This window comes from Pedobacter gandavensis, from assembly GCF_014172405.1.
GTDB lineage: Bacteria > Bacteroidota > Bacteroidia > Sphingobacteriales > Sphingobacteriaceae > Pedobacter > Pedobacter gandavensis.
The window spans coordinates 83,763-100,618 of the sequence record NZ_WNXC01000009.1; the positions used below are offsets into that span (position 1 = coordinate 83,763).

Here is a 16,856-nt window from a genome sequence, read left to right on the forward strand (position 1 = left end):
CGGTATGAATACAGCCGAATTATTGCATAGGGCGCTAAAATTCGACTTTCTTACACAAGAAGAAGGCGTTTTTCTGTATCACCATGCGTCAACTGCCGAACTGGCCTATGTGGCCAATGAACTGAGGAAAAAACAAGTACCTAGTGGGAAAGTTACCTGGCAGATAGACCGTAATGTAAATACAACCAATGTATGTATTGCCAATTGTAAGTTTTGTAACTTCTTTAGAAGACCGGGACACGACGAGAGCTATATCACTGACATTGAAACTTATAAAGCTAAAATTGAAGAAACTTTCAGGTTAGGCGGAGATCAGTTGCTGTTGCAGGGTGGTCACCATCCGGACCTCGGACTGAAGTTTTATGCCGATCTATTTAGAAAATTAAAAGAATTATATCCTGATTTGAAGCTTCATGCTTTAGGTCCGCCGGAAATTGCCCATGTGGCTAAACTGGAAGGGATTTCACATACAGAAGTACTGAGTGCTTTGAAAGCCGCCGGTATGGATTCCTTACCTGGTGCAGGAGCAGAAATCCTGAACGACCGGGTAAGAAGGTTAATTTCTAAAGGTAAATGTGGTGGAAAAGAATGGTTAGATGTGATGCGTGCAGCACATCAACTGGACATTACCACTTCTGCAACCATGATGTTTGGTCATGTAGAAACCATTGAAGAGCGTTTTGAACATTTGGTTTGGATCAGAGAAGTGCAAAGTGAAAAACCGGCAGATGCTAAAGGTTTCCTTGCTTTTATTCCATGGCCTTTCCAGGATGATGGTACTTTATTGAAAAGATTAAGAGGGATCAGCAATAATGTTTCGGGAGATGAGTATATCAGAATGCTTGCTTTGAGTAGAATTATGCTGCCTAACATTAAAAACATTCAGGCTTCCTGGCTTACTGTAGGTAAAAATGTAGCAGAATTATGCTTACATGCAGGCGCCAATGACTTTGGCTCGATCATGATTGAGGAAAATGTAGTTTCTGCAGCTGGAGCACCACACCGTTTTACGGCAAAAGGTATTCAGGATGCAATTAGAGAAGCAGGTTTCGAACCTCAGCTTCGCGGTCAGCAGTACAATTACCGCGACCTTCCAGATCATTTGGAAGAGCAGGTGATCAATTACTAAAAGGCATAAGAAAAAAGGGAAGAGACTATCGTCTTCTTCCCCCATCTTAAACCTAAACAATCCTTTCTTATTTTAAGAAACTCCAAATAGTTTCACAATAGCCAATACTTGATCTGTTGTTAATGGCTCATCAAATGATTCTGTAGCAGCATTAACATTAACTGGAGTTCCATTGATTCCAGTAATTGTAATACCGGCCTGAATCACGTTTTCCTCTCCCGCATACACAGCAGCAGCATTCGCCACACCACTATCATTTCCACCAGTAATCCATGGTTTAATGCTAAAGCCATTTTGATTACGCATGTAACGGATTTTGGCCGCATGACGGGCTTCCACAGAGTGAATATTCAATGCTGCTTCCAACACCCCACCCTGTCCTACTAATGCCGGTGCCTGTCCTTTATAAGCACGCACACCAGTATCTTCCAAAGCTTGGGCTACGGCAAGGAAAACCCCGTAATTACCTGTTGCAAATGGATTTGGAAAATTGCCACTTGCGGTCCAGTCATAGCTCGCTTTGGCAGCAACAGCATCTGCACCAATTACTCCTTTTAGGAAATTAACATGCGCAGTTTCATGGGCACTGATGATCCCAATCGCAGCTTTATCTAAAGTTGCTTGTGTAGATCCGGAGAAATCTGCACCACCGGTTGCTTTCAAAGCCTGGGTATAAAATGCGGCTTCAAAATGTTCTAAGGTTAGCGCAAATTGCAATACTGCTTTTACGTTTGCAGGTAGGGTACTCTGTCCATAGGCTTTGTTAAACATGGAACCTAGTGCCAATGGTACTGCAGCCAGACTTATTTTCTTTCCTACATTGAAAAATTGTTTCATTGCAGCTCTTCGTGGACTAAAGCGTTCATACACTTCCCCATCCACTTTTTCAATTTCTTCTAATATATCGACGATATTCATGATTTTCAGGTTAAGACTATAAATTAATGACGTTGATTTTTGTTTTCACAAATCCACCGGCAATGGCCAGTACCGCTTTTGGGTCACGGGATTTGTCGAGCCCATTTACCGCATCTACCACTTCTACATTGGAGAAAGAGTTTGGCGAGATTAGCTCTCTGATGTAAGCTGCATGACGCGCTTCAACAGAAACAATTTTCCCTGCTAAGGTTAGATAAGCAGTGCTTTTGAGTAATTTCCCAGCACCATTGTAAGCGGAAACGCCTAAATCTTCGAATGCTTTTGCAGTACCGAGAACACTGGTTCTATCGGCGAAGTTGATTTTGGAGAAATCTACTTCTAATCCTGCGATTGCAGCCTGGCCCAGTGCATTTTTGAAAAATTCACGGTGGGCAATTTCATGAAATTGTATGTCTTTAAAGTAGGCAAGCTCCGGAGCACTAATATTTGCATAAGGAGTGGCAGCTACCTGAATATAAAATGCTGCTTCTAGTTGTTCTAAGGCATAAGCATAATTTAATACGCCGAGATCATCTTTAAAATCCAGCGTAACGCCGCCCATGTTTCCAGCACCATCGTCAATGTGTTTGTCTTTTTTACATCCTGCGGCAATCAAAGCGATGCCTGCTGCGCCGGCTCCTGCAAATTGCAAGAATGAGCGGCGTTGCAAAGGTGCGGTAAGAATACTGCGTTCCTCTTGCAGCACTTCTTTTTCATCGTGTAAGTTTTTCATAGTTATAGCTTTGAGTTAAAAAATCACGATCTTGCTTTCGCAAATCACAATTCTAGTTTTTAGTTCAAATTTTTATGAAACTTACCTGCGCAGGTTATAGTTTTCTAAAATTTCTTAGGTTTTGTAATGGCACTTACGGGAGAAATGACTGCTTGGTTTTCAATACCGACAAAAAAGATTCTTACATCCCTCTAATTTTTAATAAATTCACCCTATAAACCCGATAGAAGTGCTAAATACGATTATTGTTGATGACGAAGAATTTGCCCGCTCCTCTCTTTATTTCCTGGTTCAGGAAAATTGTGAGGGCATTCATATCGCCGGGATTGCAAAATCAGTGGCTGAAGCAAGGCTACTTTTGAGCAATCACCAGATTGATTTGATATTTCTGGACATTGCTATGCCGGGAGAGAATGGATTTGAACTTATCCCTTTGGCTCAGCAGTACAATGCTCATGTCATCTTCACAACGGCTTATGATCAATATGCGCTAAGGGCAATTAAAGCCAATGCATTGGATTATCTTTTGAAACCCATTGATATCGATGAATTAAAACTTGCGGTAGAAAAGGCCGATAAATACATTGCCTTAAATAAAAAGGAAAACAACAGGAATGACAGCTTACAAAACCTGGCAAACAACCTTTCAGACCGCTCAGAAATTAGAAAAATTAGCCTACCAAATGGCCAGGGCTATTCTTTGATAGACATCAACGACATCATTCATATTGAGGCAGACAGTAATTACTCTGTTTTTCATCTGGTGAATCAGGAAAGAATAACCGTTTCCAAAGTTTTAAAAGAATATGAAGAAATCCTTCCTGAGCAGCAATTTGTGCGCATTCATAAATCGAGTATTGTAAACCTCAACTATTTAAAGGAATACAATTCTAAAAATGGTGTAGAGGTACTTTTGAAAAACGGAGAAAAGATTGCCGTTTCCAGAAGGCGGGCGAGTGATTTTGCAGAAAAAGTTAAATCCTATATCAGAATTGAAAGTGATAAATCATAACACAAAAGGGGCCTTTAAATGGGTATTTCCTTTTATTTTCTGCCTGATCAGCAGCCTGAATGTCTTTTCACAAAGCGCTTACCTGCAGCACCTGGATACTAAGAGTGGCTTACCAAGCAACAATTGTTTTTACACGATGCAGGATAGCAAAGGTTATATTTGGATTGCTACCGATGCGGGTGTAAGTCGGTTTGATGGGAAGGTGGTGGAGACTTTCTCCGTTAATGACGGCTTGCCAGACAACCAAATCCTGCAACTGAAAGAAGACAAAAGCGGAAAAATATGGTTTCTGGCGTTAAATGGGCAACTCAGCTACTTTTTGAATGGTAAAATCTATAATGAGACCAACAACCAGCTATTAAAGCTGTTAAAATTCAATGCGGTTATCGTTTCTTTTTTCCAGGACAGTAAAGGCCGAATCTGGCTGGGTACAAATAAAAACACCCTGATTATGTTCAATGGTAAGTCGATCAGAAAGTATATTTCTGCTGACCATGACCGCCAATTCATCAATACCTTTATACATGAAGATGAGCAGGGAAAGATCTGGGCCATCAGTAATACTTCAGTCCGGGTAATGGAATCCGATACTTTCAAAGTAGTTCCCCACCAAAATTTACCTTTGTCTTATAAAACTGCGCTTAATTTACCCAATAAAACGATGGCTTACCTCGATCAAAAGGGACTGAACATCAGAAAAGGCAAGCAGCAGATATTGAAGATGGAGATCAGTCCTGACATCCTGAACAATGATCCTGGTTATTTCTATACCAACCAAAATCTGGACCTTTGGATTAGTAATGCCGCCGGCATTTACCACATCAAGCCGGATGGAAAAACCAAACGCTACCTGGAAAACATCTCCGCCAGTCAGGCCATTAAAGATACTAAAGGCAATATGTGGTTTACCACCACCAATGGGATTTACATGTTACCCCAGGAAAATGAACGTCTGTATGTGGTCAATAAAGCAAATGGGCTGAGCAGCGATATCGTAAAGAGCATTACCAAGGACGATCGCAACCGCTTATGGCTTGGCCTGGACGAAGCAAAAATTAATACGCTGGATCTAAACGATGGTCAGATTCATAAGATCGCATTAAGGGATCAAAAAAAATATAACATCATTAAACAGCTTGCTTTCGACTCCTTAAATCATGCCATTTATTTTGCTTCGGATTATGGATTAGGTAGGATCAATGATATTTATAAGGACAGCCGCCAGATTGATTTTCTGAAAGAGACCAATAACTCCATGTTTGTGATCAAAAGTTTTAGCATTGCTAAAGGAAACAACCTTGCATTGGCACTTTCTTCAGGCGTGGTGATTATTCCTGATCGGGAACGCAGGTTTGAATTTACCTCTTTATCCTTTAAACAAGGGGAAGACTTCTTTAACAACCGTTCTTACCGGGTATTTTATGACCAGGCACAAAACCTTTGGTTTTCCAATGTAAATGGCTTGTCTCAGTTTTCTAAGGGGATATTGTCAAATTATTATGCGAAACAACCGCTTTTAACAAAAAGGATCAACGACATTCAGGAGCTTTCTGACCATACCATTGTATTGGCAACAGATGGAAACGGCCTGATTTTCATGAGGGCTGGTCGCATTTTAAAAGTCATCACGCAGGAAGATGGTTTAGCCGATAACATCTGCAAAAGGTTATTTGTCAAAAATGATGAAACCTGGGTAGTCACAAACAATGGGATCAATAAGATTGATTTCAAAAACGACAAGCCTGTGGTCGAATCCTTTGGTTTCACCAATTCCCTGCTGACAGATGATGTGAATTGCTTATTTATAGGGGATAAAAATGCTTATTTCGCGACTAATAGTGGTCTGGTATACTTTGATGTCAACTATTCCATCCATAAAAATGAGCCACCAAAAGTATACATCACATCGATCGTAAACAACAAAAATAAACTGGGGATGAATCACCCGGATCACGTGCTGGAACCTTCCAATAACAGTATTTCTTTTTTCTACAGCGCCATTGATTTCCAAAATAAAAACATCTTATATCGATATCGGCTAAAACCAGATGCGCCATGGACGGAAACCAGAAGTAGGAGGATTGAATTTTCTACACTAGAACCCGGCAAGTATGTTTTTGAACTGAGTGCAAAATCCAACAACAGTGACTGGAGCAGTCCGGCGAAGGTGAGTTTTGTGCTTAAAGCTTATTTCTGGCAGACCACCTGGTTCCTGGTTTTGGTGTTCCTACTGGCAGGTCTGGCTTTTTACAAATTGGCTGTAGTGGTTACCCGCAGACAAAAAAACAAGGAACAGGAACAACTGCTATTGAAGAATAAGATCCTCATGCTGGAACAGCGTGCCTTACAGGCCATGATGAACCCACACTTTGTATTTAATGTGATGAATTCCATTCAGCACTACATCAATACCAAAGACACCAACTCCGCCAATAAAGTATTGACAGGTTTTGCGAAGTTGATTAGAAAGAATCTGGAAATTTGTACCCGCAGCTTTATTACCCTGGAAGAAGAGCTTGATTACCTGGAATTGTACCTGAGCCTGGAGAAAAAAAGATTTGGAGATAAGCTGATTTATCAGATCCGTGTGAGCCCGGCGATTGACAAGGAGGAAACAATGATTCCTTCCATGATTCTGCAACCTTACATTGAAAATGCAATCTGGCATGGCATTATGCCCAAAGAAGAGGGCGGTAAAATAGACATCCTGATTGACCTGCAGAGAACAGATCACCTCCTCATTAAAATTATAGATGATGGCGTAGGTATTGAAAACTCTTTGAGTGCTAAAAAAGGAGAACACCAGAGTAAAGGAATGGATCTGACTAAAGAACGTATCCATTTACTCAATCAGGTAGAAGCAAATCCTATACAAATTAATGTACAGCAAACAGGTTTATCGGGTACATTTGTATCCATTTCTATCCCTTTATACAACTAAATTACCGTTTACTCAATTTTAAGTACCACTTACTAAGTTAAAACTAATGGCATCTAAATTAGCACTAAACTTGTTATAGATATTAAAGCAAACATAGTTTGTAAAAAGCGTTCTTATAGAATTGATCAAAGATATTTTACCTAACCTAAAACTATATCTCAATTCAGGTTTCATTTGTGTGTTAAAAAATGGTAAAGCCTCAAACTTTACCATTTTTTTTTGCTTTGTTTTTTAAGCACACCATTCCCCATACAGGAACAATACCCGCTGAGATATTTTTAAATAAAATTGCTTTTTCTACCAAGGAATTAGGCTGTTTTATGGAATAATGTAATCCTTTTAGAATTTCCGATGCGATGGGGAGTCTCAGGATTTGAGATGAGCATGTTGTCTTCTGTATCTTTAGTAATAAAAACTCCGGCACCAATCACATTGTTCCTTCCGATACAAACGTCTTCTTTCACGGAAGAGTTGATGCCCAAAAAGGAATTATTTCCAACGGTCACATTTCCTGCCAATATATTTGCAGACAGCAATACATTATCTTTAATTGTGGTATGGTGACCAATACGTGCGCCAATTAACATACAGTTATCTCCAATCTGTACAAAGGGATGAATGGCACAAAACTGATCGATAAAGACATTCTCTCCTACCTTTAAATCAGGCCATACATTGGCTCTTGAAGAAATGTAGTTTGCAAAACGGTAACCAGATTCCCGTACTTTATGAAAAATACTTTCCCTGGCATTATTTCGACCAATCGCAATATGCATGAGGTACTTATCTTTTGGATATTGTACCAGCGCCTGCTCAAAACTAAGTATAGGCAAGCCCATTAACTTCGTCTCCATTTCAGGAACATAAGCATTATCAACACAAAAAGCGACCACTTCATCGGGGCTATCATTGTTAAACGAATAGCAAATAAACTCTGCCATTTTTCCGCTTCCATAAATAACTACTTTCATGACTTCAATTCGGGATTTATGAAATAAAGGTAAACTTAATTGAACACAATTTTCAAAATCAGCTCCCCATTGTAAAGCAACATTTCACAGATTCACAGTCAATTACAAGCAAATATCTCATTTTAAAATAGGGGTTGAATCTCTAAACAAAGTGATTTTTTGCCCTCAAAATCTGGTTAACTCCTAATTAGAGTACTCCTAATCAGGATTAGGCTGTAAACTTCCTTCACATTATTAAAGCACGCTGTTTCACAATTTCAAATGAAATGTCCCTCCTATTTTAAAGCGAATCCTCCCTTCCTTTACATACGCGCTGCAAGGCACCATTGAACTTTTGAGTTTTAAAATTTTCATAAAAAATTACAATTCTTTTTAAAAATTCGCTAAAGTATTTATCCTTAGCGTCATTCCTCAACTAAAGGAAAAAATCACAGCAATTGGCTCCAGATATCAACATAAATTATACTGAAAAGTAACCCGGATAGCCCTCATTTTTTTTCAAAAATACGCTGACTATAAAAAATTTTTATACTAATTTTGATGCACCAAAAAATCAAATAAACACGGTTGTTTATATTTAAAAAGATTTTTTGTAATTTTATCGTATCAATACAAACCTTACTGAATTTATTTTTTTGTAATGAAAGCACCCAAAAAACCTACTAGCAAAAGTCCATTAGTTGACCCTGAAACTGACATCGATGATTCAAGTGAAGAAACCGGCAAAAAGAAGTCGTATCAAGATGATGAAGACGACTTTGACATGCCTCTAGACGACCTGGATGGTTTCGACAATTTCAGTGACGACGACGACGACGATTTTTAAAAAACAGAACATACTATTTTTTTAAGCATCCCTTATAGGGATGCTTTTTATTTTAATTTCAGCCCAGCATACATGCAGATTATCCCGGTATCCGATTCCAAGACAAAAAAAGAATTTTTAAATGTGGCTCGCCTCCTTTACAAGGATGATCCCAACTGGATATGTCCGCTTGATCATGATGTTGAACAAATATTTGATGCTAAAAAGAATACCTTCTTTAATCATGGAAAATGTACGCGCTGGATACTGAAAAATACAGAAGGTCATACCATTGGCAGGGTAGCTGCCTTTATCAACGATAAAAAAGCTTATCAATATGAACAGCCAACCGGCGGGATGGGCTTTTTTGAATGCATTGATGATCAAGAGGCTGCATTCCTCCTATTTGATACCGCAAAAACCTGGCTACAGGAACATGGAATGAAAGCGATGGACGGCCCTATCAATTTCGGAGAGAATGATTCTTTCTGGGGTTTATTGGTAGAAGGCTTTACGCCGCCTTCTTATGGCATGAATTACCACCACCCGTACTATCATGGTTTTTTCAAAAACTATGGATTTGAGACGAGCTATGAGCAAATCACCAATCACCTGAATGTGAGGAAACCTTTCCCGGAGCGTTTCACTAAAATTGCCAATTGGGTAGCCAATAAGCCGGGTTATACTTTTGAGCACTTCTCTAAGAAGAATTCGGAGAAGTACGTAAAAGACCTGATGGAAATCTATAATGATGGTTGGCAGGATTTTGAGAAATTCGTTCCCATTAAAAAAGAAACTTTACAGGAAAGTTTTAAAAAGATGGAAACCATTATGGATGAGAAGCTGATCTGGTTTGCCTATATCAATGGAGAACCTGCATCTTTTGTGGTGATCATCCCTGATGCCAATCAATTGATTAAAAGCTTTAATGGAAAGTTGGGCTTAATCCAAAAGTTAATGTTCCTTTACAAGCGCTGGGTTGGTGTAAACAGGATGCGCGCCATCGTAATGGGTACAAAACAGGCATTTCAGAAACATGGACTGGAATCTGCCCTATTTATTAAACTGAAGGAATATGTATTGCCTTTAGATCAATACGATGAACTGGAATTGAGTTGGGTGGGCGACTTTAATGATAAGATGCTCTCTTTACATGAAGCAACAGGTGCCACTTTTGGCAAACGACACCTGACGCTACGTAAAATATTTTAATAGACAGCCTATTTTTCGCGGATCTCTTCGTAAAGATCAATCACCTTCTTCTGAAGTTTGATGATCTCTTCTTCTCTTAAAGAAAGTTTTTCTTTGAGGGCATTAATTTCTTCAAAATTAAGGGATTGAGGATTTTCACCTTCTTTGGAGATGATGTCCATCGTGGAGACCTGAAAAAGGTTAGCAATCTGCTCTAATCTGGAGATGTTGATATCTGTGATACCTGTTTCAATTTTTGAAAAGGCAGGAATTGAAATATTTAGACGTTTAGCCACTTCCCCTTGGCTCCAGCCATTCTTCTGGCGTAATTGTCTAATGTTTTTTCCAATGATATTCATGTGATAAATTTAGGTGTATTATTCTAGTTTGAACTTTATGTTAATTGGTAGTCAACTCACGTGCCAATTTCATTAAATCCAGACCACCAAAATTGCCAGAGCTCATTAATAATAAATTTTTCCGATTAAAATTCATACTCAATAAGTAATCATTTAATTCGTCAGAATTATTAAAAAACTGTAATTCATTACAATTGAACGCATTTTGCACATCTAATTTGCTAAATGGTTTAATCTTTTTATGCGTAAAAGTTTCTTCATCAATGTATACAATTGAACAGTCAGCTTGTTTCATTGTATCCGCATATTGTGCTAAAAATTCTTTATTCAAACTACTAAATGTATGTAACTCTATACACGCTACCAATTTCCTTTCCGTAAACTGAGTTTTCACTGCTTCAATGGTTGCTTTGAGCTTTGATGGGGAATGCGCAAAGTCCTTATAGACGTTGGTATGGTCTTTTTTAAGCAATAGTTCCAGCCTTTTTGCAGCGCCGGTAAAGGAAGAAATAGCGGCATTAAATTCAGTATGATTCAGACCCAAAGCCTCACAAACTAAACGTGCTGCATTGAGGTTCATTAAGTTATGATTTCCAAAAACATTTAAAACCGTATGCTCAGGTAAAAGATAAGTTACACCATCTTTGACCTCATGAGCTGGAATCTCGTATCCTATTTTCTGTACATTAGCTGTAGACCTGTCCACCAACTGATTTAAATCTTCATCAGCTGTGCAATAAATCAGTTTTCCTTCTGGTTGAATGGTATCGATAAACAGTTCAAACTGACGGGTATAATCTTCAAAAGTTGGGAAAACATTAATATGATCCCAGGCAATTCCACTAATTACCGCAATATTTGCTTTATATAAATGAAATTTTGGTCTTCTGTCTATCGGCGAAGCCAGGTATTCATCACCTTCGATAATGATCAACGGAGCTTCCGCTGTAACTTTCACCATCGTATCAAATCCAGCCAATTGAGCACCTACCAGGTAATCAAAATCACGCTTATAATAATTCAACACATGAAGGATCATAGAGGTAATCGTGGTTTTGCCATGACTGCCACCGATTACTACGCGAAGTTTATCTTTGGTTTGCTCATAGATATATTCCGGATAAGAATAGATTTTAAGGCCCATTTCTTGTGCTTTCAGCAATTCTGGATTGTCCAGCAAGGCATGCATCCCTAAAATTACCGCATCTAAATCCGGAGTAATCCGATTTGCATCCCAACCCAATTCTTTAGGGAGAATATCATGTCGAGCCAATCGGCTGGCAGAAGGTTCAAAAATAACATCATCTGAACCTGTGACCTGGTAGCCTTTTTTATGTAAGGCAATGGCTAGATTGTGCATGGCACTACCGCCAATAGCTATAAAATGTATGCGCATATTTCAATGATAAAATAAGGTACGAAAAATACCGCCGAAGCGGTATTGATCTTTAGTCTTTTTTAAACTGGGCGGCTACCCATTCTCCTATTTTTTTATGATCTACATACCTGATTTGCATAGCTTCACAGGCCGTTTTAATCATAGCTAAATCGGGAGTTTCATAGAATCCACTGAAGAAGATACTTCCTCCTGAGGCCAAAACCCCAGCATAAGTAGGAATCTGATCCAGTAAAATATTTCTATTGATATTTGCCAGAATGATGTCGAAAGTTTGTTGTGGAATGGTTTCTTTACCACCACAAGCGGCAGTTAAATTGGTAATCCCATTCAGTTCCGAGTTTTCTAAAGTACTCAGATAACACACGTCATCATTGTCTATCGCTACCAGTGATGCAGCGCCTTTTTTAGCGGCTAAGATGGCAAGAATACCTGTTCCACAGCCCATATCAAGGATTGATTTTCCCTGAACGTCAGTAGAGAGGATGTATTGCATCATCATGGTCGTAGTTTGATGGTGACCGGTACCAAATGCCATCTTAGGATCAATCACAATCTCATATGGATACTGTGGTTGTGCCTGATGGAAAGTTGCCCTTACATAGCACTGTTCGTCGATAATAAGGGGTTCGAAATTCTTCTCCCACTCCTCATTCCAATTCTCTGCAGCAATCTCTGTCACTGCATAGCTGATTTCCAGTTCCTCTTTATACCTTTCCAGTACTTCCTCTAGATTTTCTAAAGCATAGCTGTCCAGGTCAATAAATGCGGCAAAGCCGTTTTCGGTATCTTCAAATGTATTAAAGCCAATCTCCGCCAAATCACTAATCAGCAAATCCTGCTGATACTCTTCTATCGCTGTAAAGCTGAATGTTACCTTGATGTATTGCATTAAGAATTGAAAGTTTTAACGATGTCAGTAAAGTCTCTTGATTTCAAGGAAGCACCACCAATTAGTCCGCCGTCGATATCTGGTTGAGCGAATAATTCTGCTGCATTTTTAGGGTTACAGCTGCCACCGTAAAGGATGCTTGTACCTTCAGCAACGTCAATACCATATTTAGTAGTGATTTCTGCACGAATAAAAGCATGAACTTCCTGTGCCTGATCAGAAGAAGCAGTTAAGCCTGTTCCAATTGCCCAAACTGGTTCATAAGCGATCACAATTTTAGAAAAATCAGCTGCATCTAAACCAAAAACACCGTTCACCAATTGAGATTTCAATACATCAAAATAGCTACCGTTATTTCTTTCGTCTAAAGTTTCACCGATACAGAAAAGTGGAGTCAGGTTATTTTGTAAAGCAATTACAGTTTTTTGAGCCAACAACTCATCTGATTCCGCAAAATACTGACGTCTTTCAGAGTGTCCGATGATCACATATTCGCAACCTACAGATTTGATCATCTTTGCAGAAATCTCTCCTGTATAAGCGCCGCTTTCATTTTGGTGGCAGTTTTGAGCACCAATTTTAACGGTTTCAGCACCCAATTGCGTCAAACTGTTTAAATGAATGAATGGAGCACAGATGATGGCGATTTGGTCACCTTTTTTCTCATCTCTTACCATATTTACGATTTCTGAGAATAAAGACACCCCTTCGGCATAATCTAAATTCATTTTCCAATTTCCGGCAACGATTTTTTTTCTGGTCATAATTTTATTGTTTTAGCGCCATGAAGCTAAGATAAAGGCTTCAATTCTGCTGTTTTTTTAATGATTATTAACTTCGGTATGACTTAGTCAATTCAAACACAGCAGTTAATATATTTCTTTCTACCTCATCAAAAGGTAGGTTTCTACGTTTAAAAACCTGTTCTGCCGTTTCAAACATCTTATCCAGCCGATAAGTTTCAAAGCCTTGAGCACCACCCCATGAAAAATCGGGAAGGAAAGTTTTAGGGAATCCGGCGCCAAAAATATTAGCCCCTACCCCAACTACAGATCCGGTATTGAACATGGTATTGATGCCACATTTGGCATGGTCTGCCATGATCATGCCGCAGAACAACATTCCTGTTTCCCGAAGACCGGCCATGGCATAGTCCCAGATTTTTACATCAGCATAGTTGTTTTTAAGGTTAGAGTTATTGGTATCTGCCCCAATATTACACCATTGCCCCATTACGGAATTACCAAGATAACCTTCATGACCTTTAGAGGAATAGCCCCAGATCACCGCATTATTGATTTCTCCACCTACCCTACTCAAAGGACCTATTGTGGTCTGTCCGTAGATTTTAGCCCCCATCTTGACTTGCGAATCATGACAAAGCGCAAAAGAGCCACGAATGTGTGCGCCTTCCCAAATCTGACTGTTTTTACCGATGTAAATCGGTCCGCTAAGGCTATTTAACGTCGCACATTCAGCCCCACCACCTTCTTCTACAAAGACCTCATCTCCAAGTATCACGTTGGTGCTGCTCAGTATTGCGGAAGATCGACCTTTAGTCAATAGACTAAAGTCTTTTCTCAGCTCTACATCGTTGTTTTTAAAAATATCTTCGGGATAAAAAATCCTGACCAGTTCAGCTTCATAAGCGATGGGCTTAAACGCTGTTGCCGCTTCAGGAAGCGTGTCTGCTGTGGCACGGTAAGCAATCAGTAAATCTCCTTGTTTCAAAGCTTCTCCTTCGCGCAAACGATCTATTGCTTCCAGCAAGCCTTCGTCCGGACAAACGGATCCATTGATGGATAAGTCAGCTCCAGGCTGTAAGGGATATTTAATAGAAAGATAAGGGATGGTCAGAAAGCCGGCAGTAGCATTTAGATGCCGCTCCCATTTTTGAGCTATGGTAAGTATACCCACACGGAGGTCGGCAACCGGTCTTGTGAAAGATAGCGGACGCAAGGATGCCCAGGCATTATCATCAAATAAATTGATTGTCATAAGCAACAAAAATAAAAAAAGTCCCGAAGCAATAGCACCGGGACTTTAAAATAATTACTTTTTTGGTAGAATTACTTCTTAGCGTAACGAGTTTTAAATTTATCGATACGACCAGCTGTATCTACTAACTTCATTTTACCAGTATAGAAAGGGTGTGAAGTATGAGAAATCTCTAATTTGTATAGAGGGTATTCGTTACCATCTTCCCATTTGATGCTTTCTTTAGTATCTACACAAGATTTCGTTAAGAAAGAGTACTCATTTGACATATCTTTAAATACTACAAATCTATAGTTTGATGGATGCAGATCTTTTTTCATGATGCTTTTATATTATTATTTCCTTATTTCTCGCTTATTTTTAAGGTTGCAAATATCCTAAAATTATTTTTCATTAGCAAGGAAGTCTTGAAAAATTATCTACTATACTTTTTTCTAGTCTCAATTTTCTCTTTTTGCCGTCTTAAATAGGCGTCAGCAATGACTTCAGCCGAAGGAAGTTCCGAATTACTGATCAAAAGACTTTTCAATTTCTCCTCATCCACATCAGCACGGTACAAGATGTTCATCATTTTGGAGATGTCATTGTCTAGCAGATAGGCAAAAGCCTGCACTAAACGCTCCCGGATTTGCGCTTCCGACCAGACTTCTTCTACCTCAAAATCTCTGCTAACGATGGTGCTTAACGCTTTCAAATCTTCCATTATAAGGCTTTAATTTCCTGACATAATTCCACCAATACCCCGTTTGTACCTTTTGGATGAAGAAAACAAACCAGTTTATTGTCGGCTCCTAATTTAGGTTGTTCATTCAACAATACAAATCCTTCTTTTTTTAACCGTTCCATCTCCAACAGGATATCTGCGACATCAAAAGCGATGTGATGAATGCCTTCTCCCTTTTTTTCCAGAAACTTAGCGATCGGACTATCCTGATGGCTGGCCGACAACAATTCAATCTTATTGGCTCCGGTTTGAAAAAAGGCGGTACGCACCCCCTCAGAAGCGACTTCTTCTCTTTTATAACAAGTCGTGTTCAATAATTTCTCATAAAGATCGCAGGACAAATCCAGGTCTTTTACAGCGATACCGATGTGTTCAATCTTCCTCATATCTGGTTAAACGGTTAGAAAAATGTAAAAATGCAGGTTTTACCTATACCATCATAGCTATTATTTATAATTGTTGGCGTTCTTTTTTCGTACATTTGTCTATTATTAAGAATAATTACATACGATGGAACTTCCTATTTACTTAGATAACAATGCAACTACTCCCCTTGACCCAAGGGTATTAGAAGCGATGCTACCATATTTCACCAACAAATTTGGTAACGCTGCCAGCCGTAACCACGCTTTTGGATGGGTGGCAGAAGAAGGTGTTGACTACGCTCGTGAACAAGTGGCGAAACTAATTGGCTGTACTGATAAAGAGATCATCTTTACTTCAGGTGCTACAGAAGCAGACAATTTAGGTATCAAAGGAGTTTATGAAATGTATCAGGACAAGGGTAATCATATCATTACCGCAACTACTGAACATAAAGCAGTATTAGACGCTTGTAAACACCTGGAAAAATTAGGTGCTAAAGTAACTTATCTACAAGTAAAAGCAGACGGTCTAATTGACCTTCAAGAGCTTGAAGCTGCGATGACTGAACAAACCATCTTAGTTACGATCATGTATGGTAACAATGAGATTGGTGTGATTCAACCTATTAAAGAAATTTCTGCTATTGCACATAAACATGGTGCATTATTCATGACTGATGCGACACAAGCTGTAGGAAAGATTCCTGTAGATGTAAACGCTGATGGTATTGACTTAATGGCATTCTCTGCACATAAAATGTACGGCCCTAAAGGTGTTGGTGCACTATATGTACGTCGTAAAAACCCAAGGGTTAAAGTAACTGCACAGATTGATGGTGGTGGTCATGAGCGCGGTATGCGTTCAGGAACGTTAAACGTACCTGGTATCGTTGGTTTGGGTAAAGCATGTGAACTTTGCCGTTTGGAAATGGATGAAGAAGCAAAACGTTTATCTGCATTAAGAGATAAATTAGAAGGCGCTTTATCTCAAATGGAAGAAAGTTATGTGAATGGTAACACAGAACACCGTTTGCCACATGTAGCCAATATTTCCTTTAAATATGTAGAGGGTGAAGGCTTAATGATGTCGATGAAAGACCTTGCAGTATCTTCTGGATCTGCTTGTACTTCCGCTTCATTAGAACCTTCTTATGTATTGAAAAGCTTAGGTCTTTCTGATGATTTAGCACACTCATCTATCCGTTTTGGATTGGGTCGTTTCACGACTGAAGAAGAAATTGATTTCGCTATTGAGCACACTAAAGCAGCAGTTAATCACTTAAGAGAACTTTCTCCACTTTGGGAAATGTTTAAAGAAGGAATTGACTTAAGTAAAATTGAATGGGCTGAGCACTAAGCTTCACCTATTAGTAAACAATATTTAAATACAATCCCCGGAAACGGAGATTTAGAGGAAAAAAA

The 16,856-nt window shown here is 39.1% G+C and carries 17 protein-coding genes; 6 read left to right on the top strand and 11 right to left on the bottom strand.

Features of this window, described 5'->3' with window-relative positions; genetic code table 11:
* Window positions 1-4 precede the first annotated feature (4 nt).
* Entirely contained in the window at window positions 5-1,129 is a 1,125-nt protein-coding gene (gene mqnC, locus GM920_RS20440; protein WP_182960983.1) for a cyclic dehypoxanthinyl futalosine synthase, read from the top strand.
* A 72-nt stretch (window positions 1,130-1,201) separates the two neighbouring features.
* Here the strand turns inward: mqnC and GM920_RS20445 are convergent, their stop codons facing one another.
* Both GM920_RS20445 and GM920_RS20450 read right to left on the bottom strand, forming a co-directional pair.
* A complete protein-coding gene (locus GM920_RS20445) occupies window positions 1,202-2,047 on the bottom strand; it encodes a ferritin-like domain-containing protein (protein ID WP_182960985.1) in 846 nt (281 codons plus the stop codon).
* A 16-nt stretch (window positions 2,048-2,063) separates the two neighbouring features.
* On the bottom strand, window positions 2,064-2,780 hold the full coding sequence (locus GM920_RS20450) for a ferritin-like domain-containing protein (protein ID WP_182960987.1): 717 nt from the start codon (window positions 2,778-2,780) through the stop codon (window positions 2,064-2,066).
* Window positions 2,781-3,009: 229 nt separating this feature from the next.
* On the opposite strand from GM920_RS20450, the gene GM920_RS23950 reads away from it, so the two are divergent.
* Together GM920_RS23950 and GM920_RS20460 are read left to right on the top strand one after the other, a co-directional pair.
* Entirely contained in the window at window positions 3,010-3,792 is a 783-nt protein-coding gene (locus GM920_RS23950; RefSeq protein WP_182960989.1) for a LytR/AlgR family response regulator transcription factor, read from the top strand.
* Window positions 3,779-6,733 carry a ligand-binding sensor domain-containing protein gene (locus GM920_RS20460; protein WP_317171581.1) on the top strand — a complete coding sequence of 985 codons (2,955 nt, stop codon included), beginning with the start codon at window positions 3,779-3,781 and terminating at the stop codon, window positions 6,731-6,733. The genes GM920_RS23950 and GM920_RS20460 overlap by 14 nt, the downstream gene beginning before the upstream one ends.
* A 308-nt stretch (window positions 6,734-7,041) precedes the next feature.
* Here the strand turns inward: GM920_RS20460 and GM920_RS20465 are convergent, their stop codons facing one another.
* The gene (locus GM920_RS20465) at window positions 7,042-7,704 is read right to left on the bottom strand and encodes an acetyltransferase (protein WP_182960991.1); all 663 of its coding nucleotides are present in this window, start codon (window positions 7,702-7,704) and stop codon (window positions 7,042-7,044) included.
* Between the two features lie 640 nt (window positions 7,705-8,344).
* Here GM920_RS20465 and GM920_RS20470 point away from each other — a divergent pair.
* Window positions 8,345-8,530, top strand: a complete 186-nt coding sequence (locus GM920_RS20470; RefSeq protein ID WP_182960993.1) for a hypothetical protein — start codon at window positions 8,345-8,347, stop codon at window positions 8,528-8,530.
* A 72-nt stretch (window positions 8,531-8,602) separates the two neighbouring features.
* Entirely contained in the window at window positions 8,603-9,721 is a 1,119-nt protein-coding gene (locus GM920_RS20475; RefSeq protein WP_182960995.1) for a GNAT family N-acetyltransferase, read from the top strand.
* 8 nt (window positions 9,722-9,729) lie between these two features.
* On the opposite strand, the gene GM920_RS20480 is transcribed toward GM920_RS20475, so the two are convergent.
* The 8 genes from GM920_RS20480 to mce form a co-directional block, all read right to left on the bottom strand.
* On the bottom strand, window positions 9,730-10,059 hold the full coding sequence (locus GM920_RS20480; RefSeq protein WP_182960997.1) for a helix-turn-helix domain-containing protein: 330 nt from the start codon (window positions 10,057-10,059) through the stop codon (window positions 9,730-9,732).
* Between the two features lie 40 nt (window positions 10,060-10,099).
* The gene (locus tag GM920_RS20485) at window positions 10,100-11,455 is read right to left on the bottom strand and encodes a UDP-N-acetylmuramate--L-alanine ligase (protein ID WP_182960999.1); all 1,356 of its coding nucleotides are present in this window, start codon (window positions 11,453-11,455) and stop codon (window positions 10,100-10,102) included.
* Window positions 11,456-11,507: 52 nt separating this feature from the next.
* Window positions 11,508-12,347 (bottom strand): 50S ribosomal protein L11 methyltransferase, encoded by an 840-nt coding sequence (gene prmA, locus GM920_RS20490; RefSeq protein WP_182961001.1) that lies wholly within the window; start codon window positions 12,345-12,347, stop codon window positions 11,508-11,510.
* A complete protein-coding gene (gene tpiA, locus GM920_RS20495; RefSeq protein ID WP_182961003.1) occupies window positions 12,347-13,111 on the bottom strand; it encodes a triose-phosphate isomerase in 765 nt (254 codons plus the stop codon). The genes prmA and tpiA overlap by 1 nt, the downstream gene beginning before the upstream one ends.
* Before the next feature lie 67 nt (window positions 13,112-13,178).
* Window positions 13,179-14,345, bottom strand: coding sequence for a putative sugar nucleotidyl transferase (locus GM920_RS20500; RefSeq protein WP_182961006.1), 1,167 nt, complete (start codon window positions 14,343-14,345; stop codon window positions 13,179-13,181).
* 71 nt (window positions 14,346-14,416) lie between these two features.
* On the bottom strand, window positions 14,417-14,665 hold the full coding sequence (locus GM920_RS20505; RefSeq protein ID WP_062549726.1) for a type B 50S ribosomal protein L31: 249 nt from the start codon (window positions 14,663-14,665) through the stop codon (window positions 14,417-14,419).
* 95 nt (window positions 14,666-14,760) lie between these two features.
* Window positions 14,761-15,048 (bottom strand): hypothetical protein, encoded by a 288-nt coding sequence (locus GM920_RS20510; RefSeq protein ID WP_182961008.1) that lies wholly within the window; start codon window positions 15,046-15,048, stop codon window positions 14,761-14,763.
* The gene (gene mce / locus GM920_RS20515; RefSeq protein WP_182961011.1) at window positions 15,048-15,455 is read right to left on the bottom strand and encodes a methylmalonyl-CoA epimerase; all 408 of its coding nucleotides are present in this window, start codon (window positions 15,453-15,455) and stop codon (window positions 15,048-15,050) included. Before mce ends, GM920_RS20510 begins: the two co-directional genes overlap by 1 nt.
* A 124-nt stretch (window positions 15,456-15,579) precedes the next feature.
* Here mce and GM920_RS20520 point away from each other — a divergent pair, with 124 nt between their 5' ends.
* The gene (locus tag GM920_RS20520) at window positions 15,580-16,791 is read left to right on the top strand and encodes an IscS subfamily cysteine desulfurase (RefSeq protein WP_182961013.1); all 1,212 of its coding nucleotides are present in this window, start codon (window positions 15,580-15,582) and stop codon (window positions 16,789-16,791) included.
* Window positions 16,792-16,856 lie beyond the last annotated feature (65 nt).